The following is a 12,164-nucleotide window of genomic DNA, read 5'->3' on the forward strand; positions in this document are numbered from 1 at the left end:
TACTTAGGCAGCGGCCTTGGCAGCGTCCTTCAGCAGCTGAGCAACACGCTCAGACGGCTGCGCGCCCTGGCTCAGCCAGTAGTTGACGCGTTCCTGGTTGACCGACAGCTTGACTTCAGCGCCCGAAGCGATCGGGTTGAAGAAGCCAACGCGCTCAACGAAACGGCCGTCACGGGCGTTACGCGAGTTGGTCACGGTCAGGTGGTAGAAAGGGCGCTTCTTGGAGCCGCCACGGGCAAGACGGATGGTTACCATGTGAACATCGTTCCTATAGTCGGTGCTGCAAATCTGAATGCCAAATGGGCACACGGGTGCCCAAAAGGCCGCATATTCTCAGGGAATACACGGACATTTGCAAATGCCTTTTTCGGCAAGGCCTCACCTCACCGTCCAGATCTGCCGGTTGAGCCGCGAATTTCACGGCCATTATCCCGCCGCAGCGGGGTTCTGGACGCCTGCCTTGTCAAAGGCGAGCGTCCGAATAGGTTTTACAGTTTCGGCATGCCGCCGCCTGGCAGCATTCCACCAAGGCCGCGCATCATCTTGGCCATGCCGCCCTTGGCGGAGAATTTCTTCATCATCTTCTGCATTTGCTTGTGCTGCTTGATCAGCCGGCCGACATCCTGCACCTGAGTGCCGGAACCCAGCGCGATACGGCGCTTGCGCGAGCCGCTGATCAGCTCCGGATCACGGCGCTCGGCCGGCGTCATGGAGTTGATGATCGCTTCCATCTGCTTGAACTGCTTCTCGGCCGCGCCCTGGGCGTTGCCCATCTGCGCCATGTTGACACCACCGATGCTCGGCAGCTTGTCCATGAGGCCGCCCAGGCCGCCCATGTTCTTCATCTGCTGCAGCTGGTCGCGGAAGTCTTCAAGGTCGAAGCCTTTGCCCTTCTTGAGCTTCTTGGCCAGCTTGTCGGCCTTGGCCTTGTCGATGTTCTGCTCGGCCTGCTCGATCAGGCTGAGCACATCGCCCATGCCGAGGATGCGCGAAGCGACGCGGTCTGGGTGGAATGGCTCGAGGGCCTCGGTCTTCTCGCCCATGCCGATGAACTTGATCGGCTTGCCGGTGATGGCACGGACCGACAGTGCGGCACCGCCACGGGCATCACCGTCGACCTTGGTCAGCACCACGCCAGTCAGCGGCAGGGCTTCGCCAAAGGCCTTGGCGGTATTGGCCGCGTCCTGACCGGTCATGGCATCGACCACGAACAGGGTCTCGATCGGCTTGACCGCAGCGTGCAGCGCCTTGATCTCGTCCATCATGTCGGCGTCGATGTGCAGACGGCCGGCGGTGTCGACGATGACTACGTCGATGAACTTGAGCTTGGCCTCGCGGATCGCCGCTTCGGCGATGGCGACCGGCTTCTGGCTGATGTCGGACGGGAAGAAGGTCACGCCGATGTCGTTGGCCAGGGTCTCCAGCTGCTTGATCGCCGCCGGGCGGTAAACGTCGGCCGAGACCACCATCACGCTCTTTTTCTTGCGTTCCTTGAGGAAGCGCGCCAGCTTGCCGGCGGTGGTGGTCTTACCCGCACCCTGCAGACCGGCCATCAGCACCACGGCAGGTGGCGCGGCATTGAGCGCGAGGTCTTCGTTGGCCGCGCCCATCAGGCTTTCCAGCTCGGCCTGGACGATCTTGACGAACGCCTGGCCTGGGGTCAGGCTGCGCGACACCTCGGTGCCGACCGCACGCTCCTTGACGCTGTTGACGAAATCCTTGACCACCGGCAGGGCAACGTCGGCCTCGAGAAGGGCCATGCGCACTTCGCGCAACGTGTCCTTGATGTTGTCTTCGGTCAGCTTGGCCTTGCCGGTAACATGGCGCAGCGTCTGTGACAGGCGGTCGGTCAGGTTTTCGAACATGGTGATCCTTTCAGGCCCAGTAAAAGCCGAGGTTTGTCAGGCGTCCTGGGGGGGAAACGCACACACCCCGGACACAGCAAGGCGGCGATTATAGCGAAGTGCGGCGGCGGCGCACACCTTGGCGCTGACCCTCTGGATATTCGGTGCTGCAGCCGATCCTTTCGCGGGCAAACCTGCACCCACAGGACAGATGTGCCAGCGAAACGGCCGACCGGGTCGGCCCAGTCTTCCTTGCGCAACGCGTTCTATGCCAAACTCCGTCTCTTTAAGGCTCGCCAACCAGGACTTATGTTCTCCTCACCCAGCCTCATCCCCAACCTGATCGCCGCCGGCCTTTATATAGCAGCGACCATTTATCAGAGCTTGCACCTGGCGCAGGGCCGCAAAGCCGACAAGCGGCTGCTCGGTTTGCTCGGTGCTCTCGCCGTGGCTGCCCAGGGCGGCGCCCTGTACTTCCAACTGATCACACCGTTGGGCTTGAGCCTCGACTTCTTCAGCGCCGCCAGCCTGATCGCCGTGGCCGTGATTGCCCTGACCCTGCTGGCGTGCCTGCGCATTCCGGTAGAGAACCTGCTGGTGTTGCTGTTCCCGCTAGGCGCAGTCACCGCATTGCTGGCCCAGTTCGCCCCTCCCGGCACCGTGCCGTTGATCGACGAGGAACCGGGCATCCTGGCGCATATCCTGCTGTCGATCCTGGCCTACGGCCTTTTCACCATCGCGGTGTTCCAGTCCTTGCTGCTCCTGCTGCAGGACCGCCAGCTCAAGCACAAGCATCCGTCCGGGCTGATCCGCAACTTCCCGCCACTGCAAACCATGGAAAGCCTGCTGTTCGGCTTCCTCTGGGCAGGCTGGGGGCTGCTGTCGCTGTCGCTGATCTCGGGCTGGCTGTTCCTCGAGAACCTGTTTGCCCAACACCTGGTGCACAAGACCTTGCTGGCCTGCGTCGCCTGGGTGGTGTTCAGCGTGCTGCTGTGGGGCCGTACCCGCCTGGGCTGGCGTGGCCACAAGGCGATCCGCTGGACCCTGGCCGGTTTCTGCCTGCTGATGCTGGCCTACTTCGGCAGCAAGCTGGTTCGCGAATTCATCCTGCACATCTGACGACTGCCCATGGACTCCCTGCCGTACGCCCCGCTACTCGGCACCTTGGCACTGGCGCTACTGTGGTCGGCGCTGTTCACCGCCGTGGAGACCGCCCGCGTGCTGCTCAACGGCACGCTGCGCCAGGGCGATGATGGCCATTCCGCCCTGCCGGGCCAAGCCCTGGTGCTGTGCGCCAGCCTGGGCAAGTTGCTGGTGCTGGGCTTGGCGTGCCTGATGGGCCAACGCTACAACGGCGAGCACGGTTTCTGGTTGGCCGGCCTGGCAGCGTCCGCGGCACTGCTGGTGTTCGCCGAATTCCTGCCCCGGCGGCTCGCCAGACGCAACCCACAAGCCTTTGCCACCCTCGGTACCAGCCTGCTCAAGCTCCCGCTCACCTTGCTGCAGCCGCTCGCCTTGCTGCTCGATGGTTGCGCCAAACTCATCCTGCGCCCATTCCGTGTGCAACCCACCGCCGTGGCCCTCCACCCTCAGGAAAGCCAGGACTTCGATGAGGACGAACTGCCGGAAACATCCCACGGCTTGCTCGATGGCCTGCAATCGCTGGACAAGATCACTGTCAACGACATTCTGGTGCCGCGCAACGAGGTGGACGGCATCAACCTCGACGACCCGATCGAACGCATCATCGAACAACTGATCGTCAGCCGTCACACCCGCCTGCCGGTCTACCACAGCGATATCAACCAGGTTGAGGCCATCCTCAACACCAAGCTGATCAGCCACCTGCTACCCAAGGCCGAACTGACCCTGGAGAAACTGCACAGCGCCTGCTACGAGCCGTACTTCGTTCCAGAAAGCACGCCGCTGCAGCTGCAATTGCTGAACTTCCACAAGCAGCAACGACGCCTGGGCGTGGTGGTGGACGAGTATGGTGAAGTGCTGGGCATCGTCACCCTCGAAGACATTCTCGAAGAGATCGTCGGCGAATTCGAGGACGAACACAGCCTGGACAACCCCCACGTACACCCCCAGGCCGATGGTCGGTTCGTCATCGAAGGCGCGGCCTCGTTGCGAGAAATCAACCGCAGCCTGGGCTGGCACCTACCCTGCGACGGCGGCCCGAAGACCCTCAACGGGCTGGTGACCGAAGCCCTGGAAAGCATCCCGGAAAGCGCCGTTTGCCTGAAGATCGGCCGCTATCGCCTGGAGATCCTCGAAACAGAGGACAATTGCGCCAGCAAGGTACTGGTGTGGACCGTGACCCGATAGCTATACTCGGGTCACGCTTACCCAGCCCCGCCGTCACGCCTGCTACCCGCACCCGGCGCCATACGGCCAGTCCGCTTCACTGACACGCCCCGCGGTCCTGCTTCAACACCCCGAACAGTGCCCGCTCCCGCCCCTATCCCCCTTGGGCTGCCGTCAGTCGAGCGATCACAACAATACGCTTCCGGCGTCCGCGAGACCGTGCCTGCCTGTCGTTTCGAGTGCGCGCGATCGTGGGCCAAGCCCATGGAGCAAGACCAGACTGTTAGGGACCTACTTAATGACAACCAGCAGCACTTACGCCGAAGCGCCAGCCGCCCCGGTCAATTCCCCGGCTCGGGTCGCCACCGCCAGTTTCATTGGCACCGCCATCGAGTTCTACGATTTCTATGTCTACGCCACCGCCGCCGCGCTGGTGATCGGCCCGGTGTTCTTCCCGTCCGGCTCCGGCACCGCACAGATGCTGGCGGCGTTTCTGACCTTCGGTATCGCGTTCCTCGCCCGCCCGCTGGGTTCGGCACTGTTCGGCCACTTCGGTGACCGCATCGGACGCAAGTCGACCCTGGTGGCCTCGCTGCTGCTGATGGGCGTGTCCACGACACTGATTGGCGTACTGCCGGGCTATGACAGCATCGGCGTCTGGGCCCCGATCCTGCTGTGCCTGCTGCGCTTTGGCCAGGGCCTTGGCCTGGGCGGGGAATGGGGTGGCGCAGCACTGCTGGCCACCGAGAACGCACCAGAGGGCAAACGCGCTTGGTTCGGCATGTTCCCGCAACTGGGCCCCTCGATCGGTTTTCTCGCGGCCAATGGCTTGTTCCTGACACTGGCGCTGGTGCTCAGCGACGAGCAATTCCGTGACTGGGGTTGGCGCATCCCCTTCCTGCTTAGCGCTGCACTGGTGCTGGTCGGCCTGTATGTACGCCTGAAACTGGAGGAAAGCCCAGTGTTCGCCAAGGCCGTCGCCCGTCATGAGCGGGTCAAGATGCCAGTGGTGGATCTGTTCGCCAGGTACTGGTTGCCAACCCTGCTGGGCGCCGCGGCCATGGTGGTGTGCTATGCGCTGTTCTACATCTCCACGGTGTTCTCGCTCAGCTACGGCGTTTCGACCCTGGGCTACAGCCGCGAGAGCTTCCTTGGCATGCTGTGCTTCGCCGTGGTCTTCATGGCCCTGGCCACGCCGCTGTCGGCCTGGCTCAGCGACCGTTACGGGCGCAAACCGGTACTGATCGTCGGCGGCCTGCTGGCGGTGGCGTCGGGCTTTGCCATGGAACCGCTGCTGACCTCGGGCTCGACCACCGGCGTGGCGTTGTTCCTGGCCATCGAGCTGTTCCTGATGGGCGTGACGTTCGCCCCGATGGGCGCATTGCTGCCAGAGCTGTTCCCGACTCACGTGCGTTACACCGGCGCGTCGGCGGCGTACAACCTGGGCGGTATCGTTGGCGCCTCGGCGGCACCGTTCTTCGCCCAGAAACTGGTGAGCATGGGCGGGTTGAGCTGGGTGGGTGGGTACGTGTCGGTGGCGGCGGTGATCAGCTTGATTGCCGTGCTGTGCCTGAAAGAGACACGCGATACTGCGCTTTGAACATCACGGCCTTCACAGCCTGATCGCCGGCAAGCCAGCGCCTACACGTCAAGGCTGTACCTGTAGGAGCCGGCTTGCTGACGATGGGCCGCAAAGCGGCCCCTTCAGGATCAGAACTCGACCTGAACCGCCTGCGCAGCGCGGGTCGCCTTGGCACGGGCCGCTTCGATCGACTCGTCACGCGCCAGGCATACGCCCATGCGGCGCTGGCCGTTGATTTCCGGCTTGCCGAACAGGCGGATCGCGGTGTCTGGCTCGCTCAGCGCGGCGCCTAGGTTGGCGAAGCTGGTCTGCTGCGACTTCCCTTCAGGCAGGATCACCGCCGAGGCCGACGGGCCAAACTGACGCACCACCGGAATCGGCAGGCCCAGGATGGCGCGGGCATGCAGGGCGAACTGCGAAAGGTCCTGGGAAATCAGGGTCACCAGGCCAGTGTCGTGCGGGCGTGGCGACACTTCGCTGAACCACACCTGGTCGCCTTTGACGAACAGCTCAACGCCGAACAGGCCGCGGCCGCCCAGTGCATCGGTGACGGCCTTGGCCACACGCTGCGACTCGGCCAGCGCCTTCGGGCTCATCACCTGAGGCTGCCAGGATTCCTGGTAGTCACCCTTCTCCTGACGATGCCCCACCGGTTCGAGGTAAGTGGTGCCACCGACGTGGCGCACGGTCAGCAGGGTGATTTCGTAATCAAAGTCGATGAAGCCTTCAATAATGACCCGGCCCTTGCCGGCACGTCCGCCTTCCTGGGCGTAATCCCAGGCCTTCTGCAGGTCGGCATCGCTACGCAGCAGGCTTTGGCCCTTGCCCGACGAGCTCATGACCGGCTTGACCACGCAAGGGTAGCCCAAGTCGGCGACGGCCTTGGCGTAGTCTTCAAAGGTATCGGCGAAATGGTAGGGCGAGGTCGGCAGGTCGAGCTCTTCGGCGGCCAGGCGGCGGATGCCTTCACGGTTCATGGTCAGCTGCGTGGCGCGGGCGGTGGGCACCACATTGAAACCTTCGTTTTCCAGCTCGACCAGGGTCGCGGTGGCGATGGCTTCGATCTCCGGAACGATGTAGTGCGGCTTCTCGGCCTCGATCACCGCACGCAGGGCAACGCCGTCGAGCATGTTGACCACGTGGCTGCGGTGCGCCACCTGCATGGCCGGTGCATTGGCATAACGGTCCACGGCGATCACTTCGACGCCCAGGCGCTGCAGCTCGATCACCACTTCCTTGCCCAACTCGCCGCAGCCGCAGAGCAGTACTCGGGTCGCGGTGGGCGACAATGGGGTTCCGATACAGGTCATTTCAGGTCCTCGAAGGCGTCCGGGGCCGCGCCAGGCTGTGCGCTGCCCGCTGAAAAAAGGACCGCTATTCTACACCATCAACCAGCCACGGCGGCCCGTCGGGCACGAAATGCCATGGCCAGCCACACCGCGGTGACTCCAGCAAACTTGGAAGCCATCGCGGTACCGATGACCACTGGGGTCATTGCCCCGATCATGCCGAAGAAGATGAAGGTATCGACCGGGATGCTCAGCGCCGAGCTCAACCACAGTCGATCACGCAGCGGCCTGCGAGTGATGCTGAACACCAGCCAGTCGATCAGTTCGGAGACGAAGAACGCGGTGGCGCTGGCCAACGCGATGGCCGGTTCCGACGTGACGTACGACAGCACCAGCGCCACCAGCATGGCAACCAGGGCGCCGTGGCCGAAACGGGTCTGCACCATGTCGCGCAGGATGAATACCAGCCCACCCCAGGCGGACCAGATAACGTCCAGGTGCGGTGCACTGGAGAAGGCGTAGTTGATCAGCACTACGCTGCTGATGTAGGCGATGAGATAGAACATGGTGGGGGAGATCTTAGGGCAAGCCTGACAGATTAGCGCCGCCTTCTTCGCGGGTAAACCCGCTGCCACAGGCACGCCGCCCCTTCAAAGGCAACACCCCCATCACTGCCCCATGATCAGGCCAGAAGCCACCGCCCGCTCATGGCAAAGCTTCAACACCGCCCGGCGCTCGTCATTGCTCATGCGCCCCCAACGGCCAATTTCCGCCACGGTGCGCTGGCAGCCGGTGCAGATATCCTGTTCATCCAACGCACAGATGCTCACGCACGGCGAGGCAACCGGGCGCTCGGTCGCTACCACTTCACTCATCGTCGATCACCAGCTCCCGCGCATAACGCTCGGCATTGTGTACATAGTGGGCAGCGCTGGCTTCAAGCATGCGCTTCTGCTGCTCGGTGAGCTCACGTACCACCTTGCCCGGCGAGCCCATCACCAACGAACCGTCGGGAATTTCCTTGCCTTCGGGTATCAGCGCATTGGCGCCGATGATGCAATGCTTGCCGATGCGTGCCCCATTGAGAATCACCGCATTGATACCGACCAGGCTGTAATCGCCGACCGTGCAGCCGTGCAGCATCGCGTTGTGCCCGACAGTCACACCCTTGCCCAGGCTCAACGGAATGCCCTTGTCAGTGTGCATCACGGTGCCGTCCTGGACATTGCTGTCCTCGCCAATGTCGATCAACTCGTTATCGCCCCGAAGCACCGCGCCAAACCATACGCTGGCACGGGCCTGCAGACGCACTTTGCCGATCAGCGTGGCATTAGGCGCAGCCCAGCTGGTGGGATGACTCTCGACCCGCAGGTCGCCGAGGCGGTATTTCATGTTGGCTCCTCATGGCTCAAGGCAGATGGCGGGTGTATCCCGCTCAGTTTTCGATGTAGCGCTCGGGGGGCTCATGCAAGCTGATACCGGCATCGAACAACAGGTTGACCAGCTCGACGATCATGATCGCGGACAATCCCCAGATCTTGTACTCGCCGTAGCGGTAGCTGGGCACGTACCAGCTTCGGCCCTGGTAATCGATGCGATGGGTATGGTCGCGAGGGTCCTGGCGGAAGAAAGCCAGCGGCACGGTGAATACTGCCGCGATCTCGGCATCATTGGCGCGGTATTCGACGTAATCCGGGATCAAACCGACGAATGGCGTTACTTTCAGGCCATGCAACGAGATCAGCGGACTGAGCGGTCCAATCACCTCGACCAGCCCAGGCGGCAGGCCGATTTCTTCTTCGGCCTCACGCAACGCGGTGAACACCAGGTCAGGGTCATCCGGGTCGCGACGCCCGCCAGGGAAGGCGACTTCGCCACCGTGGGTCGACAACCCCTTGGCACGCAAGGTCAGGACCAGCTCGGGTTCTTCGCTACGGGTAATGGGCAAAAGCACCGCCGCTTCTGGGAACCGTCGGTCGGTTTCCAATGATGCAGGTTCATGGTTGCTCATTCGGCGAAGAAGCTCGTCCAGCATTGCGCACTCTCGTTTCCAAGGCCTTCGAGCATGATGCACCAAAGCCGCGAAGCACCCAAGCCCCGTGAGCTTGCGAGCACCCCGCCTGGCGCGCCAAGATAGGTCGATCACAAGGGAAGAACAGCATGAAATTCTGCAGCGCGTGCGGCCAACCGGTCATTCAGCGGGTACCCGATGGCGACAGCCGCCAGCGGTATGTCTGCGAACATTGCCAGACCATTCATTACCAGAACCCCAACATCGTCGCCGGTGTACTGCCTACCTGGGGTAGCCAGGTGCTACTATGCCGGCGCGCCATTGAACCGCGCCGTGGCTTCTGGACCTTGCCCGGCGGCTTCATGGAGAACGGCGAGACCCTCGACCAGGCCGCCCGTCGCGAAACCGTCGAGGAAGCCTGTGCCCAGGTCGGTTCGATGAGTCTCTACCAATTGTTCGACCTGCCGCACATCAACCAGGTGCATGTGTTCTTCCGCGCCGAACTGCTCGACCTCGACTTCGATGTGGGCATAGAGAGCCTTGAAGTGCGACTGTTCGAAGAAGACGAGATCCCGTGGGACGAGCTGGCTTTCCGCACCGTCACTCGCACACTAGAATGCTATTATCGCGACCGCATCGGGCAGGCCTTCCCCGTTGGCCATGAATACCTGCCACCGATGAACGTCACGTCTACCACTTAAGTTTTCAGGGATACCGCTTCATGCGCTGGTTGTTCGCCCTTTTCTGCCTTTGCATTACGTCGGTGACCCAGGCGGCCTACACCGAGGTCATCATCCGCAAGCCGCAACCGCCCGCGCAGGCGCCTTCGCCCTCCCAGACCGCCATGCAACCGCTGATCGACAAGGTGCTGGTGATCAAGTCCGAGCGCCGCCTACAGCTGATCAGCCGTGGCGAACCGCTCAAGACCTACCGCATTTCGCTGGGCAAGCAGCCCAAGGGCCCCAAGGAACGCGAAGGGGACAAGAAGACCCCCGAGGGGCTGTACTGGCTCGACTGGCGCAAGCAAAGCGACCGCTTCAACCTGGCCATGCACATCTCCTACCCCAACATCAGCGACGCCGCCCGCGCCACCCGCGAGGGCATCAGTGCCGGCAGCATGATCATGATCCATGGCACGCCGATCAACGACGAGTACCCGGAGTGGTACTTCCACACCCTGGACTGGACCGATGGCTGCATCGCCATGCGCAACAACGACATGCGCGAAGTCTGGGACCTGGTCAAGGACGGAACACTGATCGAGATTCGCCCCTAAGGTCCTACATTTCAATTTGAGCTGTAGGAAGCTTCGCACGGTATTTCCACTCCGTGCCTACGCCCGCCTAGGCACGGGATCGCATCCAGGCCCTGCGCTGCATTTTTAGAATCCCCGCATACCGGTACCTGAACGGTACTGACCTTGCGGGGTTGTTCGATGCAGTACCCATCACGCCACTTTCTCATCCTCATCTTTGCCTGGCTGATCGCCGGCGCACTGACCATGGCCCAGGCCCTGGCCGACGACCCCGCCAGCCAGCAACTGCGCGATCAGCAGCGCGCGTTGCGACAGCTGGAACACCAGCAACGTCTGCAACGCTGGCAACGCCCCTGGACGCCTGACAGCACCGAAGTCACCTCCCCCGACCAGCCGAGTGACGGCCACTGCTGGAAAACCTCCGGCGTACGGCTGGCCGGCAGCCAGCTACTGGCGCCGCAACTGCTGGAAACCACGGTACGACCACTGGTCCCCGCATGCATGGGCATCGCCAGCATCAACCGGTTGCTCAAAGCCATCACCCAGCTCTATGTCCAGGCCGGCTACCCCACCAGTCGCGCTTACCTGCAACAAGCCCCCCACGATGGCGAACCGCTCGCCATCGTCGTCATCGAAGGCTTCGTCGAGTCCATCGAATTCGCCGGGGCCGAACTGCCACTGTCGCTGCGCGGCGCATTTCCAGACGTCCTGGGGCGCCCCCTGTACCTTCCCGATCTGGAACAAGGGCTGGACCAACTCAACCGCTTGCGTGCCTACGAACTGGGTATCGACCTATTGCCTGGTCAGATTCCCGGTGGGACCCGCGTACACGTCGTGCCGCACAAAGTGGCTTCACGCTGGCATCTGGACAGCCACTTCGACAACCGCGGCAGCGCGCTCACCGGCCGCCACCGCCTGAGCCTAAGCCTTGGCCTGGACAGCCCGCTGGGCCTGAATGACGACCTGCGCCTGTCACGGGTCTCGACCGTCGTCGATGCGCCGGGCCAGAGCCAGGGCATCAACCTGCACTACAGCATTCCCTACGGTCCATGGACCTTCGCCCTCAACGCCAGCGAACTGCGCTATGGCGCGCCCATTCCCCATAGTCCGCACACCACCAGTGGTCGCAGCAGCTATCAAGGGCTGAACCTCGAGCGCACGCTCTGGCGCGACCAGCGCGGCATGCTCAGTGTCAGCGGCCGACTGAACCGCAAGCAGCTGATCAACCGGAGCAACAACGCGGTACTGGCCTTCCAGAGCCCCACCCTCACGACGCTCGAAGCGGGCGTCAACCTGCTCTGGCTCGACCATGGTTTGTGGAACGCCTACCTGGGCATGAGCCAAGGCGTGGACTGGTTCGGCGCGGACCGATCGGCTCTGCGCGCCGATGCGCCTCGCCCGGATTTTCGCAAGTACAGCGCCAGCCTGTTCCATTTGCGCCAAGGCCCCGCGCACCGGCCATGGCGCTGGCACAGCGAGCTGGCCCTGCAATGGAGCGACGACGTGCTACCCGCCGTCGAACAACGCCTGCTCAGCGATGACTCGGCCGTGCGCGGATTCCGCCAGGCCACCCACGCCGGCGCCAATGCGGCCCTGTGGCGCAACACCCTGAGCCAGGTGCTGCCAATGGACTGGACCGGGCCGGTGCAGGTGCGCCCCTACCTCGGCCTGGACCTTGGCTGGGTGCAGCTTGCCGGGGATTCCCCCAGGCACCGCCTGGCGGGAGCAGCGGTGGGCATGGAACTGAGCCTGCCCAGCAGCCGCCTGCGCCTGGACTACCAACATGCCCTGTATGCCAGCGATTTGCCCCGTTCCTCCGGTCTGGAGCGCGGCTTCTGGGTGCTGGAGTGGTCCCTGAACATCTGATTCACCC

The 12,164-nt window shown here is 63.2% G+C and carries 13 protein-coding genes; 6 read left to right on the top strand and 7 right to left on the bottom strand.

All coding sequences use genetic code 11. From position 1 onward, the window contains the following. Nucleotides 1-3: 3 nt before the first annotated feature. Nucleotides 4-255, bottom strand: a complete 252-nt coding sequence (gene rpsP / locus P3R38_RS19555) for a 30S ribosomal protein S16 (RefSeq protein WP_023382041.1) — start codon at nucleotides 253-255, stop codon at nucleotides 4-6. Between the two features lie 233 nt (nucleotides 256-488). Further along, nucleotides 489-1,865 carry a signal recognition particle protein gene (gene ffh, locus P3R38_RS19560; RefSeq protein WP_023382042.1) on the bottom strand — a complete coding sequence of 459 codons (1,377 nt, stop codon included), beginning with the start codon at nucleotides 1,863-1,865 and terminating at the stop codon, nucleotides 489-491. 288 nt (nucleotides 1,866-2,153) lie between these two features. On the opposite strand from ffh, the gene ccsA reads away from it, so the two are divergent. The 3 genes from ccsA to P3R38_RS19575 all read left to right on the top strand — a co-directional run bounded on the left by ccsA (nucleotide 2,154) and on the right by P3R38_RS19575 (nucleotide 5,754). Further along, nucleotides 2,154-2,963 (top strand): cytochrome c biogenesis protein CcsA, encoded by an 810-nt coding sequence (gene ccsA / locus P3R38_RS19565; protein ID WP_023382043.1) that lies wholly within the window; start codon nucleotides 2,154-2,156, stop codon nucleotides 2,961-2,963. A gap of 9 nt (nucleotides 2,964-2,972) precedes the next feature. Next, entirely contained in the window at nucleotides 2,973-4,175 is a 1,203-nt protein-coding gene (locus P3R38_RS19570; RefSeq protein WP_023382044.1) for a transporter associated domain-containing protein, read from the top strand. A gap of 277 nt (nucleotides 4,176-4,452) precedes the next feature. After that, nucleotides 4,453-5,754, top strand: coding sequence for an MFS transporter (locus P3R38_RS19575; protein ID WP_023382045.1), 1,302 nt, complete (start codon nucleotides 4,453-4,455; stop codon nucleotides 5,752-5,754). A 110-nt stretch (nucleotides 5,755-5,864) separates the two neighbouring features. Here P3R38_RS19575 and purT read toward each other — a convergent pair whose 3' ends face one another. From purT to P3R38_RS19600, 5 genes are all read right to left on the bottom strand, one after another. Continuing rightward, complete coding sequence (gene purT, locus P3R38_RS19580; protein WP_104881337.1) at nucleotides 5,865-7,046, bottom strand: formate-dependent phosphoribosylglycinamide formyltransferase; 1,182 nt, start codon at nucleotides 7,044-7,046, stop codon at nucleotides 5,865-5,867. Between the two features lie 77 nt (nucleotides 7,047-7,123). After that, a complete protein-coding gene (locus tag P3R38_RS19585) occupies nucleotides 7,124-7,591 on the bottom strand; it encodes a VUT family protein (RefSeq protein ID WP_023382047.1) in 468 nt (155 codons plus the stop codon). A gap of 102 nt (nucleotides 7,592-7,693) precedes the next feature. Further along, entirely contained in the window at nucleotides 7,694-7,900 is a 207-nt protein-coding gene (locus P3R38_RS19590) for a DUF1289 domain-containing protein (protein WP_023382048.1), read from the bottom strand. Beyond that, entirely contained in the window at nucleotides 7,893-8,417 is a 525-nt protein-coding gene (locus P3R38_RS19595; RefSeq protein ID WP_023382049.1) for a gamma carbonic anhydrase family protein, read from the bottom strand. Before P3R38_RS19595 ends, P3R38_RS19590 begins: the two co-directional genes overlap by 8 nt. Nucleotides 8,418-8,460: 43 nt before the next feature. Next, nucleotides 8,461-9,060, bottom strand: coding sequence for a CoA pyrophosphatase (locus tag P3R38_RS19600; RefSeq protein ID WP_023382050.1), 600 nt, complete (start codon nucleotides 9,058-9,060; stop codon nucleotides 8,461-8,463). Between the two features lie 125 nt (nucleotides 9,061-9,185). Between P3R38_RS19600 and P3R38_RS19605 the strand changes: the two genes are divergently transcribed. The 3 genes from P3R38_RS19605 (at nucleotide 9,186) to P3R38_RS19615 (ending at nucleotide 12,157) form a co-directional block, all read left to right on the top strand. Further along, a complete protein-coding gene (locus tag P3R38_RS19605) occupies nucleotides 9,186-9,737 on the top strand; it encodes an NUDIX hydrolase (RefSeq protein WP_027906552.1) in 552 nt (183 codons plus the stop codon). 20 nt (nucleotides 9,738-9,757) lie between these two features. Next, nucleotides 9,758-10,312: a L,D-transpeptidase family protein gene (locus P3R38_RS19610; RefSeq protein ID WP_023382052.1), complete on the top strand. Its 555-nt coding sequence runs from the start codon at nucleotides 9,758-9,760 to the stop codon at nucleotides 10,310-10,312. Between the two features lie 159 nt (nucleotides 10,313-10,471). After that, a complete protein-coding gene (locus P3R38_RS19615) occupies nucleotides 10,472-12,157 on the top strand; it encodes a ShlB/FhaC/HecB family hemolysin secretion/activation protein (RefSeq protein ID WP_104881336.1) in 1,686 nt (561 codons plus the stop codon). The last annotated feature ends 7 nt before the right edge of the window (nucleotides 12,158-12,164 follow it).

It is taken from the genome of Pseudomonas sp. NyZ480, from assembly GCF_029537255.1.
Taxonomy (GTDB): domain Bacteria; phylum Pseudomonadota; class Gammaproteobacteria; order Pseudomonadales; family Pseudomonadaceae; genus Aquipseudomonas; species Aquipseudomonas taiwanensis.

Excerpts from the sequence above, each read along its gene's own strand:
- P3R38_RS19585 (WP_023382047.1), bottom strand. The coding sequence starts at position 7,591 with ATGTTCTATCTCATCGCCTACATCAGCAGCGTAGTGCTGATCAACTAC.
- P3R38_RS19610 (WP_023382052.1), top strand. The coding sequence starts at position 9,758 with ATGCGCTGGTTGTTCGCCCTTTTCTGCCTTTGCATTACGTCGGTGACC.
- P3R38_RS19600 (WP_023382050.1), bottom strand. The coding sequence starts at position 9,060 with ATGCTGGACGAGCTTCTTCGCCGAATGAGCAACCATGAACCTGCATCA.
- P3R38_RS19615 (WP_104881336.1), top strand. The coding sequence starts at position 10,472 with ATGCAGTACCCATCACGCCACTTTCTCATCCTCATCTTTGCCTGGCTG.
- P3R38_RS19575 (WP_023382045.1), top strand. The coding sequence starts at position 4,453 with ATGACAACCAGCAGCACTTACGCCGAAGCGCCAGCCGCCCCGGTCAAT.
- purT (WP_104881337.1), bottom strand. The coding sequence starts at position 7,046 with ATGACCTGTATCGGAACCCCATTGTCGCCCACCGCGACCCGAGTACTG.
- P3R38_RS19605 (WP_027906552.1), top strand. The coding sequence starts at position 9,186 with ATGAAATTCTGCAGCGCGTGCGGCCAACCGGTCATTCAGCGGGTACCC.
- ccsA (WP_023382043.1), top strand. The coding sequence starts at position 2,154 with ATGTTCTCCTCACCCAGCCTCATCCCCAACCTGATCGCCGCCGGCCTT.
- P3R38_RS19570 (WP_023382044.1), top strand. The coding sequence starts at position 2,973 with ATGGACTCCCTGCCGTACGCCCCGCTACTCGGCACCTTGGCACTGGCG.
- rpsP (WP_023382041.1), bottom strand. The coding sequence starts at position 255 with ATGGTAACCATCCGTCTTGCCCGTGGCGGCTCCAAGAAGCGCCCTTTC.
- P3R38_RS19590 (WP_023382048.1), bottom strand. The coding sequence starts at position 7,900 with ATGAGTGAAGTGGTAGCGACCGAGCGCCCGGTTGCCTCGCCGTGCGTG.
- P3R38_RS19595 (WP_023382049.1), bottom strand. The coding sequence starts at position 8,417 with ATGAAATACCGCCTCGGCGACCTGCGGGTCGAGAGTCATCCCACCAGC.
- ffh (WP_023382042.1), bottom strand. The coding sequence starts at position 1,865 with ATGTTCGAAAACCTGACCGACCGCCTGTCACAGACGCTGCGCCATGTT.